The sequence below is a fragment of the Sphingomonas lacunae genome (assembly GCF_012979535.1).
In the GTDB taxonomy this organism is placed as follows: Bacteria; Pseudomonadota; Alphaproteobacteria; order Sphingomonadales; family Sphingomonadaceae; genus Sphingopyxis; species Sphingopyxis lacunae.
The window spans coordinates 2053846-2068473 of record NZ_CP053015.1; the positions used below are offsets into that span (position 1 = coordinate 2053846).

Below are 14628 nucleotides of genomic sequence, written 5' to 3' on the forward strand. Positions count from 1 at the left end.
GCCAGATAGAGCGACTGTCGCGATTATGCAACTTTTGCGAATCGCTCTCAATAAAGGCTCCGGCTCAAGCGGCAATGCCCGCTTCGACTATGCCCCCGGCGCCGCCAACCTTCGCCCGTTGGCCCGCTCAGTCCGGCAGAAAATGGCGCCGGGTCAACACTTTGTTACGATTCCGGCGCCTATGGCCGACGTGACCAGACCGGCGTTCCTTGTGGAAGCCAGTACATGTTCAAACCTGCCGATGTTTCCAATGTTGCCCGGGAGCTGATCGTTTCGCGATCCTTCCGCCATGCCCTGATGCTGATCATTCCCTATGCCTGCGTGCTGGTCGGGCTCGATGTCGCGGCCCATTATGGCGATGCCACCGGCGCCGCCTTGCCGGTGCAGTTCTTCATGTCGCAAGACCGCTCCTTTGGCGAATTCCTCGAATATTCGCTGACGACAGCGTCGGCCGTGATCATGCTGCTGTTGTGGCTCCGTACCCGGACTATGCTGTTCCTCACCAGCGCGCTGCTCTTCCTGTGGATGACGCTGGATAATTCGGTCGAAATCCACGAACGGCTGGGCTTTGTCATCGGCGCATGGGTCCCGCCCGTCGCCGGCTTGCCGGTAGCGCCCCATCACCTGGCTGAAACGATGGTGTTCGGCGCGGTAGGCCTTGTCTGGCTGGCGGGCATGGCCGTCTCCCTGCGCCGTTCAGACGCGACCGCGGCCATCTATGGCCTCATCATCATTCTGTGCATTGCCGGCGCCGCCCTGTTTGGCGTGGTGGTCGATCTGCTTACCTCCTGGGGTGACCATGGACTGGCGTTGCTCAATATCCTGTCCTTCGTCGAGGATGAGGGTGAATTCGCCATGACAATTCTCGCCTTTGCCATCAGTGTCGCCATCTTTGACCGGGAACGGGCAACGCCGCCGCAACCCGCTTGAGCCCTTGCCCCTTGCGCTTCCCCATATCGCCCCTGCCATGCAATTTGCTGGTCGGCCGTTACGTGCACGGGGCGGGTGTTGATGATCCGATATTGTGGTATGAAGGCCCCACGGTGACGGTGACCAGCCGCCGCCATCTGTTCGCCGATCATCAGGGGAGCATCGTGGGCATCACCAACGGCACCGGCGCCCTGCTGGCGATCGATCGCTATGACGATTGGGGCGTGCCCGACGCCACCAACCTTGGCCGGTTCCAGTTTACCGGACAGGCGTGGATCCCTGAACTTGGCATGTACCATTACAAGGCGCGCATCTACTCACCCACGCTGGGCCGGTTCCTGCAGACCGATCCCATCGGCTATCAGGACCAGATGAACCTCTATGCCTATGTGGGGAATGATCCGCTGAATGGGCGGGATCCGATGGGGATGTGCACAGGGTCACTTATTTTGAAAGGCGAAGATGGCCGATGTGTCGGGGGCGGGTACGTCTCTGGTGCCGGCTTCAGTTCCGGCGGTCAACGGTGGGGGTTTAGGTGACTGTCACCGTAGTTCCAGCAAGGCGTTAGCCGCCCCTGTCTTTTTCTCCGCGTGCCCGGCATAAGCCACGCATGATCTATCTCGATTATCAGGCCACGACTCCGCTGGCGCCAGAGGTGCGCGAGGCGATGTTGCCCTGGCTGGTGGGGGAAGCGGAGGGGGATGGCTTTGCCAATCCGGCCTCGCCCTATCGCGCCGGGCGGGCGGCGTCGGTCGCGGTGGAGATGGCGCGCGATGCTGTCGCCGCGCTGTTGCCGCCGGGGGGACGCGTCTTTTTCACCAGCGGCGCGACGGAGGCAATCAATTGGGCGCTGTTCTGCGGCGCGCGCGTGAAGCCGGGCGGCGTGGTCGGGTCGGCGATCGAACATGCGGCCGGATTGCAATGTATCGAGGCGCTGGGCGGCAGTTTGCTCCCCGTCGGTGCCTATGGCCTGCTGCCGGTCCCGGCAGCGGATGCCCTGCCCGAGGGCGGCATTGTCGCCACCATGCTGGTCAATAATGAGATCGGCACGATCCAGCCCGTCGCCGCCATTGCCGAAGTCGCCCATGCGCGGGGTAGCTGGATGCTGTGCGATGCGGTGCAGGGCTTTGGCCGCATCGTCATCCCCGAGGGGCCGGATCTGATCGCGGTGACCGCGCACAAGATCCACGGGCCCAAGGGCATCGGCGCGCTGTGGGTGCGTGATGGCGTGGCGTTGCCGCCCTTCATGCGCGGCGGTGCACAGGAACAGGGGATGCGTGCCGGCACGGTTTCTCCTGCTCTGTGCGCCGGTTTCGGCGCGGCGGCCCGACTGGCGGCCGAGCGGATGGATGCCGATGCGGCGCATGTCGCGCGACTGTGGGACATCGCGCTCGACGAGCTCCAGGGCTGGGAGATTAACGGCGCGACGGGGGAGGGGCAGCGTTGGCGCGGCAATCTCAACATCCGGCGGGACGGGGTCAATGCGACACGTCTGTTGTCCGACGCGCGTCAGGTGGCCTTCAGCCTCGGCAGCGCCTGTGGCAGCGGATCGGGCCGGGTCAGCCATGTGCTGCGGGCCATCGGCCTGTCCGAAGCCGATGCCCGCTCCTCCATCCGTCTCGGCTGGGGACGCTATACCAGCGAAGAGACATTGCGCGCCGGGCTGGGTGCGATAAAGGCAGCCGCAGCATTGCAGGGGCATATATGATCCGCGCGACCTTCATCCACGCCGATGGCACCACCCGAACCGAGGCGGAGGGCGCGCCTGACATCAGCCTGCTCGAAGTGGCGCAGGCAGCCGGCATGCCGCTTGAGGGCACGTGCGAGGGACAGATGGCTTGTTCCACCTGCCATGTCATCGTCGATGCCGCTGACTTCGCCAAATTGCCGCGCGCGTCCGAGGCGGAGGAGGATATGCTCGATCTCGCCGCCGGTGCCTGTCGTACCAGCCGCCTGTCGTGCCAGATCCGCATGGGTGATTGCCCCGATGGCATAACCGTTCGCATTCCGGCGGACTCGAACAATATGCAGGGGCTTTGAGCCGGTCCGGGCGCCCACCCTTGCAAAACATCCGTCCCCCCGCCATATGCGCCGCGGGAGTCGGGCGGACGCCGTCTTCGCCAACCCGGTCAGGTCCGGAAGGAAGCAGCCGCAACGAATTCGCGGCGGGTCGTTCCGGCTCCCACCCCACGCCATGAGTGAACCCATTATCCAGCCGCCGTGCTCGGTGGGCTGGAAACTCTGTGCAGTCCCCCCTATCTCCCCGCCAGAGGGGCCACTCAACGCCATCAGGATGACCTGCCGATGACCCAAGCCTTTTCCGCTGCGCGCCCCATCCTGTTGGCCTGTGCGGCCGGTGCGCTGATGACTGCAGCCCCGGCACAGGCTTCAAGCGAAGATGATTGGGCTACAGCGAGTGATGTCGTCCGCGCCGCGCTGGTCGTGGCTGCTGTCGGCACGCCAGTGGTTGAGGAAGATTGGGAAGGCATGCGTCAGGCCGGCATGAGCCTGGGTGCGACCTATTTGGTGACTGAGGGGCTGAAGCAGACATTCCCGACGATGCGGCCCGATGGCAGCGACAATCGCAGTTTTCCCTCCAACCACACCTCGCTGTCCTTTGCTGCCGCCGCCACAATTGATGAAAGACAGGGCCGGACGGCGGGCATCGTCGCCCATGTCGCCGCCGCTTTTGTTGGCGTCGCCCGGGTCGAGGCACGCAAGCATCGCTGGGGTGAAGTGCTGGCCGGCGCGGCCATTGGCGGCGTCGCGGGGCGGTTGCTGACCACCCGTCCGTCAGAAAATGTCGCCATAATGCCCTGGGGTGATACCAGCGGTGCGGGCGTGACCCTGGCGGCGCGGTTTTGATGGTCGCCATTGCCCTTTGGACATTCCGCTCCGGTCCCCCTAATCTGTCGAAGTGAGCGACACTGATTCCGAGAGCGGCGAAGAGCCGATGCTGGGCATGGACCTGCCAGCTGTTGCTCCTGTGGCGACAGCGGGCGGAGCCTATCGCGTGCTGGCGCGCAAATATCGGCCGCAGAAATTCTCTGAACTGATCGGCCAGGATGCGATGGTGCAGACACTGGCCAACGCCATTCGGCGCGACCGGCTGGCGCATGCTTTCCTGATGACCGGGGTGCGCGGGGTCGGCAAGACATCGACCGCACGGCTGATCGCCAAGGGCCTGAACTGCATCGGCGCGGACGGGCAGGGCGGGCCGACGATCGATCCGTGCGGTCAGTGCGACCCCTGCGTTGCGATTGCCGAGGGACGGCATATCGACGTCATCGAAATGGATGCGGCCAGCCATACCGGCGTGGATGATGTGCGTGAGATCATCGAGGCGGTGCGCTATGCCGCCGTGTCGGCGCGCTACAAGATCTACATCATCGACGAAGTCCACATGCTGTCGAAGAACGCGTTCAACGCTCTGCTGAAGACGCTGGAGGAACCACCGGCGCATGTGAAATTCCTGTTCGCCACGACCGAGGTGAACAAGGTGCCGGTGACGGTGCTGTCACGATGCCAACGCTTTGACCTCAGGCGTATCACGCCAGATCTGTTGTTCAGCCATTTCAGCCGCATTTGCGGTCTGGAAGGGGTGGAGGCGGAGGATGGCGCGCTGTGGATGATCGCTCGCGCGGCCGAAGGCTCGGTTCGCGACGGCCTGTCGATCCTCGACCAGGCCATTGCCCATGCCGACCTGGATGGCGAAGGCGTGGTGGCCGCTGCTCAGGTGCAGGACATGCTGGGCCTGAGTGACGGTGGCGCGACGCGGGAACTGTTCGGCCTTTTGCTTGAAGGCAAATCAGGACCGGTGATCGACGCGGTGCGTGACCAGCATGAACGGGGCGTGGAACCGCTGTCGATCGTGCGTGGCCTGATGGCGCTGGCGCATGGCATTGCCCTGACCCGGGTGGCGCGGGGCGAAGACCCGGCGGAAACCCCTGAAAACAGAGAGGCGATGGGCCGGTGGGCGCAGGCCATGGGTATGGCCCGGATCCAGCGGCTGTGGCAATTGCTGCTCAAGGCGCATGAGGAAGTGGCGCGGGCGGGAGACCCGCTGGAGGCGCTGGAGATGGCGCTGCTGCGCATCGTTCATGCCTCTACATTGCCTGATCCCGACGAATTGGCGCGTTTGCTGGCCGGGCAGGGCGGGGTGATGGCCGGAAACGGAAGCGGCACCGCGCCCGGCATGCCAACAGCTCCGGGCGGGGCCGGGGCTGCCGCGATGACAACGCCGCCGTCGCGACAGGATAATGTCGTGCCGCTTGACCAGCCCCGCGCCGCGTCGGCCGTGAGTCCCGTCCCCGACATGCGCCCCGACCCGGGCAACTGGACGCTGGAAGGGTTGGCGGGTGAACTCAGCAATAGCGGTCAGCTGATGCTCGGCTCGCTCTTGCGGCGGGAGGGACGCGTCGTCTCGATCACGCCGGGCGTGCTGACGCTGTCGCGCCAATCGCGATTGACCGATGGCGATGCCGCCGATTTCGCCCGCGCGCTGACAGCCACTTTGCAATCCCCTTGGGTTGTCGAGTTGAGTGATGCCGATGGCGCGCCGACTTTGGCCGAACAGGCAGCCGCGTCCAATGCCGCTGCGGAGGAGGAACTGCGAGCCCATCCGCTGGTTGCAGCTGTTATCCGCACTTTCCCGGATGCCGAACTGATCCGCCGTGGCGGCGAAGAGCGCGGCATCGCCCGAGACGCTAGGAGCTGAGGATGAAGTCGATCGAGGAAATGATGGCTGCCGCGCAACAGGCTGCGGCGACAATCCAGCAACAGATGGGTGAAGCCCAGGCCAAGCTGGATACACTGGAAGTGGAAGGTCTGGCCGGTGGCGGGCTGGTAAAGGTCCATGCGACCGCCAAGGGGCGGATCCGCAGGGTCGAGATTGACGAGAGCCTGTTGAACCCGAACGAAAAGCAGATGGTCGAGGACCTGGTTGCCGCCGCGTTCAACGATGCCCGTGCCAAGGCTGACCAGATCAGCAACGAGGAAATGGCCAAGATGTCGCAGGGACTGCCCTTGCCGCCAGGTTTCAAATTGCCCTTCGGCTGAGCGCAGGCCTTTTTTCCGCGGCCATTGAAGCCGCTGCCCGGCCTCTCCATATCGGTTGGGAACCCGTTACAGGCGACGGCGATCATGCCATCCGCCTGCTGGAGCAGATATGACAAAGACTTTTCCCTTGTTGCCACTGCGCGACATTGTGGTGTTTCCCCAGATGGTCGTGCCGCTGTTCGTCGGTCGCGACAAGTCGGTTACCGCGCTGGAGCGTGCGATGGCGGGCGACAAGGATATTTTCCTGGTCGCGCAGCTCGATCCTGCCGAGGATGATCCTGACCGGAATGACCTGTATGACCTTGGCGTCATCGCGACGGTTCTTCAGTTGCTGAAGCTGCCCGACGGGACGGTGCGTGTTCTGGTCGAAGGCAAGCAGCGCGCTGCGCTGACCGGTCTGGAAGCGCATCCTGACTGGACCGAAGCCACGGTTGAGCCTGTCGATGAAAGTGGCGATGACAGCACCGATGTGCAGGCGCTGATGCGGACCACGGTTGAACAGTTCGGCGCTTATGCCAAGCTCAACAAGCGCCTGCCGGCCGAGACTGTGGCGCAGGTCGAGCAGTTGGAGCGCGCCGCGCAGGTGGCGGACACGATCGCTGCGAACCTCAATGTCAAGGTTGCCGACAAGCAGGCCATTCTCTCCGAAGCTGATCTGTCCAAGCGGTTGGAGATGGTGCTCGCGTTCATGGAAGGCGAACTGGGCGCCTTGCAGGTGGAAAAGCGCATCCGCGGCCGGGTGAAGCGGCAAATGGAGAAGACCCAGCGCGAATATTATCTCAACGAGCAGTTAAAGGCGATCCAGCGCGAGTTGGGTGGAGATGGCGAGGGTGAGGGCGGCGAGGGCGACCTGGCCGAACTACAGGCAAAGATTGAAAAGGCAAAGATGCCCAAGGAGGTCAACGCGCGTGCGCTGGCCGAACTCAAGAAGCTGAAAGGCATGGCGCCAATGTCCGCCGAGGCAACGGTGGTGCGCAATTATCTGGACGTGCTGCTCGGCATCCCGTGGGGCAAGACGTCGAAGATCAAGAAGGACATTGCCGCTGCTGAAGCCATCCTCGACGAGGACCATTATGGTCTCGAGAAGGTCAAGGAACGGATCATCGAATATCTCGCAGTCCAGGCGCGCACGAGCAAGCTGAAGGGCCCGATCCTGTGCCTCGTCGGCCCGCCGGGCGTCGGCAAGACCAGCCTTGGTCGCTCGATCGCCCGCGCGACAGGACGCAAGTTCGTCCGTCAGTCGCTAGGCGGCGTGCGAGACGAGGCCGAAATCCGTGGGCACCGGCGGACCTATATCGGCTCCATGCCAGGAAAGATCGTCTCGAACCTGAAAAAGGCCGAAACGATGAACCCGCTTTTCCTGCTCGACGAAATCGACAAGCTCGGTCAGGATTTCCGGGGGGATCCCGCGTCAGCCCTGCTCGAGGTGCTGGACCCTGAACAGAATAACAAGTTCAACGACCATTATCTTGAACTCGACCTCGACCTGTCGAACATCATGTTCGTGACGACGGCGAACAGCCTAAACCTGCCGCAACCACTGCTCGACCGCATGGAGATCATCCGGCTCGAAGGCTATACGGAGGATGAGAAGGTAGAGATTGCCAAGCGGCACCTGATCGCCAAGCAGATTGAAGCTCACGGCCTGAAGAAAGGCGAATTCACGCTGGAGGAAGCGGCCCTGCGCGATCTCATCCGCTATTACACGCGCGAGGCTGGTGTGCGGACGCTTGAACGGGAGATTGCGCGTCTTGCCCGCAAGGTGCTGCGCCGCATTCTCGAAAAGAAGGCGAAAAGCTATGTCATCACGCCTGAGAATCTGGCCGAGTTCGCTGGTGTGCGCAAATATCGTTTTGGCGTCGGCGAGGATGAGGACCAGATTGGCGCTGTCACCGGTCTGGCGTGGACCGAAGTCGGCGGCGAGTTGCTGACCATTGAAGCTGTCACCGTTCCCGGCAAGGGCATGGTGCGCACAACCGGCAAGCTTGGCGATGTGATGAATGAGTCCATTCAGGCGGCCATGAGCTTCGTGAAGGCGCGGGCGCCATCATTTGGCATCAAGCCGAGCCTGTTTCAGCGCAAGGACATCCACATCCACCTGCCCGAAGGGGCTGTGCCCAAGGATGGACCGTCGGCGGGTATCGGAATGGTGACGGCCATGGTTTCCACTTTGACCGGCATTCCCGTGCGACGGGACGTGGCCATGACCGGAGAGGTGACGTTACGCGGGCGTGTGCTGCCGATCGGTGGCCTCAAGGAAAAGCTGTTGGCCGCGCAGCGCGGTAACATCACGACGGTGCTGATCCCCGAAGAGAATGAAAAGGATCTTGCCGACATTCCGGAGACCGTGAAATCGGTGCTCACGATCATTCCGGTGCGTCACGCGGACCAGGTGCTGCAGCTTGCGCTTTCGAGCCCCATGACGTCCATTGAATGGACTGATGCTGACGAACTGGCAGCTTTTCCGCCAGTGAACCCAGGGCAGGATGGAGAGGGTGCTGTAAGGCACTGAACAGAAAGCCGGTTTCGTCTCCAGGTGGATATGTAAACCGGCTGTTCGTTACGGTTGTGTTCTCCATGGCCACACCCATAGCACTCGCTACTGCTTTTCGACTTTACAAGCGGCGGATTTCCGTCCTTACTGTGCCCCGGCTTTGCCGTGAGTCACGATAAACAATTCAACCAAGGGGAATCCCACAACATGAACAAGCAAGAACTGGTAGGAGCGGTTGCTGAGAAGACGGGCCTGGCGAAGAATGATGCTGCCAAGGCCGTTGACGCAGTTTTCGATGCCGTCACCGCTGAACTCAAGAAGGGTGGCGACGTCCGTCTTGTTGGTTTCGGCACTTTCTCGGTCACCAAGCGCAAGGCTTCGACCGGCCGCAACCCGCGCACCGGTGAAACCATGACCATCAAGGCTTCGAGCCAGCCCAAGTTCAAGGCTGGCAAGGGTCTGAAGGACGCGGTCAACTGATATCTTCTGGTGAGCAGGCGCAGTTCCGCCTGCTCACCAATTCCCCTAGTCTCTGCGGGAAGCGTATGTACAGGCGCGTCGGGGATTGCCCGCGCGCCTTTTGAATTTTCGAATTCGGTTTAAGGATGGACGTGGATCAGCCAAGCCAAGTCGCTGTCGCAGCGTGTTCATCTGGGTCTTGCCAAGCCCATGGCGACTGACTAGGGGACTGGCTCCCCGACGGTATCCGTTCCGTCCGGCGGGCGCGTAGCTCAGTGGTAGAGCACACCCTTCACACGGGTGGGGTCGCAAGTTCAATCCTTGCCGCGCCCACCATTCCTCCAGTGGTTGGCTCCAGTGCACTGGCACGCCCCGATTCGGTCAATGGTTCGCCTTGGCGGCAAGCAGCGACTGGTAAAATTGGTGGTCAGAGATCATGCATTTGCTGCGCGACGCAGCTTTGATTTGCAACCAACGCAGCCTTTCATCTAACCGGCACTATTGTTCATGGCGCATTAAATGGCCGGGCCATAACGCAGCATTGTCGCACGGGCAGATCATCGTTACGCACGGCGAGTGGAGCATAGTTGCGAATGAAGAGCTTTAGGATCTGGAGAGAGAGAGGAAGGCGCGCGGTGCTCGTGGCGCTGGCCTGTCTCATCCTTGTTCCCGAAGCTGGATTGGCCCAGTCACGCAACCGGGCTCCGCCACCTTCCGGATCGTCGGATGAGGATGATCGGCCACAGCCACACCAAACGCGTCCCTTGCCGGATATTGTGGCCCGGGTTCAATCAACACCGCCCTATAACGGGATGGATTATATCGGCGTTGCCGGGTTTGAGACGCGATCCATGATCTATGTCTTGCGGTTTCTGGACGGACGCCAGGTCGTGGTAGTGCATGTCGATGCGCGATCAGGTCGCATTGTCGGACGCGCACCCTGATCGTGCGGAGCGCTGGTATCTGTGATGCCCCAATCGCGGCTCGCGGTGCAGGTTGCGTCTCCGCGGAAAGCCGCTATCCCCGAGGGCAAGGCGCTGTCGCGCGGTGCCCTGCCACCCGGTCGACAGTTGATGGGAGAATGACACAATGCGTATCCTGATCGTCGAGGACGAGCCCACGCTGGGTCGGCAGCTGAAGTCGACTCTGGAGAGCATGGGCTACGCCATTGATCTGGCAACGGATGGTGAGGATGGTCATTACCTTGGTTCGTCGGAAAGCTATGATGCGGTTATCCTTGACCTCGGCCTGCCCGAGATTGACGGCCTGACCGTGCTTGATCGCTGGCGCAAGGAAAAGAGGAACTTTCCGGTGCTCGTCCTGACAGCGCGGGATAGCTGGTCGGACAAGGTCGCCGGGCTGGATGCCGGCGCCGATGATTATCTCGCCAAGCCATTCCAGACCGAAGAGCTTATCGCTCGCCTCCGCGCGCTGATCCGCCGCTCGTCGGGCAATGCGTCGAGCGAATTGACCGCGGGTGATGTCCGTCTGGACACCCGTTCGGGCAAGGTTACGCTGGCAGGAGATCCGGTGAAGCTCACAGCCCAGGAATATAAGCTCCTTTCTTACCTGCTCCATCACAAGGGCAAGGTCGTCAGCCGGACCGAGCTGATCGAGCATATCTACGATCAGGATTTCGACCGTGATTCCAACACGATCGAAGTATTTGTTACGCGAATTCGCAAGAAGCTGGGCGCTGACGTCATCACCACCATCCGCGGGCTGGGCTATCAACTGGAGGATCCGGCCGCCTGACGCGGTCCGGCGCTCTCCTGATGCACGCGCCTCATCCGCCGGTGACTGACGCTGTCGACAAATCGGACGCTGGCCCTGACGCAAAGCCGGCCGCGCGTGCTCGCATGCGCTCGACCGGCTCACTCGGGCGACGCATGATCGGCGTTGCCGCCGCTTGGATCCTGATGCTGCTGGTTGGTGGAGGAGTCGCGCTGGACCGGGTCATATCCCAGGCGATCACGACCAATTTTGACGATGGTATCGAATATCTGCTGGTAGCGATGATCCGTGCATCGGATGTCGGTCCAGATGGCAGGGTTCGGCTGCTGGAACCGTTGGGTGAGCAGCGCTTTGTCGAACCTTATTCGGGCCTGTATTGGCAAATAAACGGCACCGGTCAGGAGCCGCTGACGTCCCGCTCCTTGTGGGACAGGTCATTGGAGCTGGGACCGCCACATAGTGACGAGGATGTCCACGTCCGCGACAGCCCGGAGTTTGAAGGCGAACCGTTGCGGATCGCCGAACGGGACGTGATGCTGCCAAATTCGCCGATCATTTGGCGTTTTCAGGTTGCTCAGAAACGCGAGCAGCTCGACAATCAGCTACAGTTGGTGCGCAAGACGATTGTTCGCAGCTTTGCGATATTGGCACTGGGCCTGATCATTTTGGCGGCCTTGCAAACCATATACGGGCTGTGGCCACTGCGCCGGATACGTGCGGGTATTGCCGCCTTGCGACAGGGTGACCGAACCCTGCTAAACGAATCCATGCCTGTTGAGGTGCGGCCGATGGTGGAGGAGTTGGGCGAACTGATTGCTCACAATGAGCGCCAGGCCGAAGAAGCGCGGCGTCACGCGGGCAATCTCGCACATGCGCTGAAAACACCGCTGACGGTAATCATGAATGCAGCAACAGCGCGCGCGGAGGATCTGCCCGAGCTGGTCGTTCGCGAATCAGCAACGATGCGGCGCCAAGTCGACCACCATCTGGCCAGGGCGCGGGCAGTCGGTCGTCGGGGCCAGACGCAGTTGCGTGCTGATGCGTGGGCAAGCATTGAAGCCGTTGAGCGTGCGGTTGGCCGTCTCTATCCCGAATGCAGATTTGATGCTGATGGCCCGCGCGATATCATCGTCCGAATTGAGCGGCAGGATCTGGATGAGATTCTCGGAAACCTGATGGAAAATGCCGCGAAATATGGCGGCGGCAGCGTGTTTGTGACCGTCTCGCAAGCCGATGGCGCGGTGATCTTCCTGATAGAGGATGACGGTTCCGGCATCGCCGAAAAGGACAGACAGCGCCTGTTCGACCGGGGCGCGCGGCTCGACACGGGCAAGCCTGGCACCGGCTTGGGCCTCGCCATCGTCCGCGATGTCGCTGAAATCTATGGTGGCTCAGTGTCGCTCGAGGAGAGTGAGGATCTCGGCGGGCTTGCGGTGCGGCTTATCCTGCCAGCGGCGCTCTAGGCGGTCCTGCCGGCGATTCAGCCTTCGCCTTTGATCCGTTCATGGTGACGGATCACCTCATCGATGACAAAGCGCAGAAACTTCTCGGAAAATTCCGGATCCAGATTGGCTTCTGCGGCAAGGGCGCGCAGGCGAGCGATTTGGCGCTCTTCACGGCCAGGATCGGCGGCGGGCAGGGCATGGGTTGCCTTATACTCGCCGACCGCCTGAGTGATGCGGAACCGCTCGGCGAGCATATAGATCAGGGCCGCGTCGATATTGTCGATGCTTTGGCGAAACCGGTTCAATTGGTCATCCATGCCCTGGCTCATCCCCCGTGCGTGCTTCATTGTCATTGCTGCAATGCTGATTGTCGGCTTTGCGCGCCCATGCAAGCGGGAAAATGTTTGCAAGTTGCAAAGGGCGGCGGCAGGGAGACGACATGAGCGCCACGGTCCATACTTTGCCCAATGCCCGCCAACCCTCACTCGACCCGGTGATGGCGCTGGTGTCGAAGGATATGCAGGCGGTCAATTCTGTCATCCTCTCGCGGATGCAATCGGACATCCCGCTCATCCCCGAGCTTGCTGGCCATTTGATTGCTGGCGGAGGCAAACGGATGCGTCCGATGCTCACCCTCGCTTGCGCACGGCTGCTGGACTATGGCGGTACGCGCCATCACTTGTTGGCGGCAGCTGTCGAGTTCATTCATACCGCGACACTTCTGCACGACGATGTTGTTGATGGGTCCGATCTTCGCCGGGGCAAGCGCACAGCGAATATCATCTGGGGTAACCCGGCTAGTGTATTGGTGGGCGATTTCCTGTTCAGTCGCAGCTTCGAGTTAATGGTTGAAGATGGCAGCCTCAAGGTGCTGCGTATCCTCTCCAATGCCAGTGCGGTGATTGCCGAGGGTGAGGTGAACCAGTTGACCGCGCAAAGGCAGGTGAGCACGAGCGAGGACAAATATCTCGACATTATCGGGTCGAAGACAGCGGCGCTCTTTGCGGCAGCTTGCCGAATTGCTGCTGTAGTCGCCGAGCGGGACGAGGGCGTCGAACTGGCGCTGGACAGCTATGGTCGCAATCTGGGCATTGCATTCCAGTTGGTAGATGACGCGATTGATTATGTCTCTGACGCGGCCCAGATGGGCAAGGATGTTGGCGATGACTTCCGCGATGGCAAGGTGACACTGCCTGTCATCCTCGCTTATGCGCGCGGATCAACGGAAGAGCGACGTTTCTGGGAAGATGCGATGCTGGGCCATCGGGTCAGTGATGATGATCTGTCCCATGCCAAATCATTGCTTCAACAGCATGACGCCATTGCCGACACGCTTGTGCGTGCACGCCTCTATGCCCGTCGGGCTATTGATGCCCTTGCGCCGTTTCCGGCTGGACAGGCACGTAGCGCACTGGTTGAGGCAGCGGAGTTTGCCGTGGCTCGCGGTTACTGAACGCGTCTCAACATCCGGAGCAGTTTTGCTCGCCTGTCTCCACCTGGACAGTTGTGTGACTGACGCCAAACCGACTGTTCAGCATAACCGCAAGCTCGTGCAGAAAAGCGTCACCCGGGTGGCCTGACGGCATAACAAGATGCGCTGTCAGCGCGGTTTCGGTGGTGCTGGTCGGCCAAATGTGCAGATCATGCACCGCGCTCACGCCCTGCTGGCATGCCAGCGCCTCGGCCACGGCATCATAATCAATTTGGTCCGGCACTGCGCCCAGCGACATGGTCACGCTTTCGCGAAGAAGTCCCCAAGTCTGCCAGAAAATGAGCGCCGCAATGGCAAGGCTGACCATCGGGTCTATCCACAATAGGCCGGTTAACAGGATCAGGGCGCCGGCGATGACCACGGCAGCGGATACCGCCGCATCGGCTATCATGTGGAGAAAGGCGCCGCGTATATTGATGTCGCCTTTGCGCCCCCGTGCAAACAGCAAGGCGGTGGCGATATTGATGACTATGCCGATGGCCGCAACGATCATCACGGTACCGCCTGCGACTGGTCGGGGGTCCGCCAGTCTTTGCACAGCCTCCAACGCAATGGCACCCAGGGCGATCATAAGCAGCAGGGCATTGATCATCGCCGCCAGAATCGAGGATTTGCGATAGCCCCAGGTAAAGCGCTTGTTGGGCGGCATGGTTGCCAGTTTGGCACCTGCCCAGGCAATGGCGAGGCCCAGCACGTCGGAGAGATTGTGCCCAGCGTCGGATAACAGCGCCACTGATCCCGACATAAAGCCATAGGTTGCTTCGACCGCGACAAAGCCGAGGTTCAGGACGATACCGATGGCAAAGGCGCGGCCATAGCCGAGGCCATGGTGATGGTGGGGGGATCCGAGCGATTGGCTGTGTTCAAGACCATGCGTGTCCGCATGGCCATGATCATGCCCGTGATGGTGATGATGCCTGCCCATGCCTGTCCCGAACCGATTCGAGCGAGGGGTAGCAGCGAGCGCCCATGTGATGCTAGTCCCGCCCTTGCCGGGTAGGATTCATACCCCTATC

15 protein-coding genes, 1 tRNA gene and 1 other RNA gene are annotated in these 14628 nt (G+C 61.6%); 15 read left to right on the forward strand and 2 right to left on the reverse strand.

Translation table 11 applies throughout. From position 1 onward, the window contains the following. The first annotated feature begins 225 nt into the window (after window positions 1-225). From GV829_RS09835 to GV829_RS09900, 14 genes are all read left to right on the forward strand, one after another. Window positions 226-930: a hypothetical protein gene (locus GV829_RS09835; protein ID WP_169946235.1), complete on the forward strand. Its 705-nt coding sequence runs from the start codon at window positions 226-228 to the stop codon at window positions 928-930. Window positions 931-992: 62 nt separating this feature from the next. Beyond that, a complete protein-coding gene (locus GV829_RS09840; protein WP_246202822.1) occupies window positions 993-1469 on the forward strand; it encodes an RHS repeat-associated core domain-containing protein in 477 nt (158 codons plus the stop codon). A 71-nt stretch (window positions 1470-1540) separates the two neighbouring features. Next, on the forward strand, window positions 1541-2638 hold the full coding sequence (locus GV829_RS09845; protein WP_169946239.1) for a cysteine desulfurase family protein: 1098 nt from the start codon (window positions 1541-1543) through the stop codon (window positions 2636-2638). Then, window positions 2635-2970 carry a 2Fe-2S iron-sulfur cluster-binding protein gene (locus GV829_RS09850; protein ID WP_169946240.1) on the forward strand — a complete coding sequence of 112 codons (336 nt, stop codon included), beginning with the start codon at window positions 2635-2637 and terminating at the stop codon, window positions 2968-2970. The genes GV829_RS09845 and GV829_RS09850 overlap by 4 nt, the downstream gene beginning before the upstream one ends. 52 nt (window positions 2971-3022) lie before the next feature. After that, an RNA gene (gene ffs, locus GV829_RS09855) (signal recognition particle sRNA small type) lies at window positions 3023-3120 on the forward strand. 114 nt (window positions 3121-3234) lie between these two features. Continuing rightward, window positions 3235-3795: a phosphatase PAP2 family protein gene (locus tag GV829_RS09860; RefSeq protein ID WP_169946242.1), complete on the forward strand. Its 561-nt coding sequence runs from the start codon at window positions 3235-3237 to the stop codon at window positions 3793-3795. An 88-nt stretch (window positions 3796-3883) separates the two neighbouring features. Beyond that, window positions 3884-5647, forward strand: coding sequence for a DNA polymerase III subunit gamma/tau (locus tag GV829_RS09865; protein WP_169948205.1), 1764 nt, complete (start codon window positions 3884-3886; stop codon window positions 5645-5647). Between the two features lie 2 nt (window positions 5648-5649). After that, on the forward strand, window positions 5650-5988 hold the full coding sequence (locus tag GV829_RS09870) for a YbaB/EbfC family nucleoid-associated protein (protein WP_169946244.1): 339 nt from the start codon (window positions 5650-5652) through the stop codon (window positions 5986-5988). 109 nt (window positions 5989-6097) lie between these two features. Beyond that, window positions 6098-8500 carry an endopeptidase La gene (gene lon, locus GV829_RS09875; RefSeq protein WP_169946246.1) on the forward strand — a complete coding sequence of 801 codons (2403 nt, stop codon included), beginning with the start codon at window positions 6098-6100 and terminating at the stop codon, window positions 8498-8500. 189 nt (window positions 8501-8689) lie between these two features. Continuing rightward, window positions 8690-8962 carry an HU family DNA-binding protein gene (locus GV829_RS09880; protein WP_169946248.1) on the forward strand — a complete coding sequence of 91 codons (273 nt, stop codon included), beginning with the start codon at window positions 8690-8692 and terminating at the stop codon, window positions 8960-8962. Between the two features lie 240 nt (window positions 8963-9202). Continuing rightward, window positions 9203-9277 (forward strand) — tRNA-Val (locus GV829_RS09885). 299 nt (window positions 9278-9576) lie between these two features. Then, window positions 9577-9885: a hypothetical protein gene (locus GV829_RS09890; RefSeq protein ID WP_169946251.1), complete on the forward strand. Its 309-nt coding sequence runs from the start codon at window positions 9577-9579 to the stop codon at window positions 9883-9885. Window positions 9886-10030: 145 nt separating this feature from the next. Further along, window positions 10031-10696, forward strand: coding sequence for a response regulator transcription factor (locus GV829_RS09895; protein WP_169946253.1), 666 nt, complete (start codon window positions 10031-10033; stop codon window positions 10694-10696). Window positions 10697-10800: 104 nt separating this feature from the next. Then, on the forward strand, window positions 10801-12138 hold the full coding sequence (locus GV829_RS09900) for a sensor histidine kinase (RefSeq protein WP_246202823.1): 1338 nt from the start codon (window positions 10801-10803) through the stop codon (window positions 12136-12138). Between the two features lie 17 nt (window positions 12139-12155). Here the strand turns inward: GV829_RS09900 and GV829_RS09905 are convergent, their stop codons facing one another. Next, complete coding sequence (locus GV829_RS09905; RefSeq protein ID WP_169948207.1) at window positions 12156-12437, reverse strand: chorismate mutase; 282 nt, start codon at window positions 12435-12437, stop codon at window positions 12156-12158. 122 nt (window positions 12438-12559) lie between these two features. On the opposite strand from GV829_RS09905, the gene GV829_RS09910 reads away from it, so the two are divergent. Beyond that, complete coding sequence (locus GV829_RS09910; protein WP_169946257.1) at window positions 12560-13573, forward strand: polyprenyl synthetase family protein; 1014 nt, start codon at window positions 12560-12562, stop codon at window positions 13571-13573. Between the two features lie 7 nt (window positions 13574-13580). Here GV829_RS09910 and GV829_RS09915 read toward each other — a convergent pair whose 3' ends face one another. Next, window positions 13581-14537 (reverse strand): cation diffusion facilitator family transporter, encoded by a 957-nt coding sequence (locus tag GV829_RS09915; protein WP_169946259.1) that lies wholly within the window; start codon window positions 14535-14537, stop codon window positions 13581-13583. Window positions 14538-14628 lie beyond the last annotated feature (91 nt).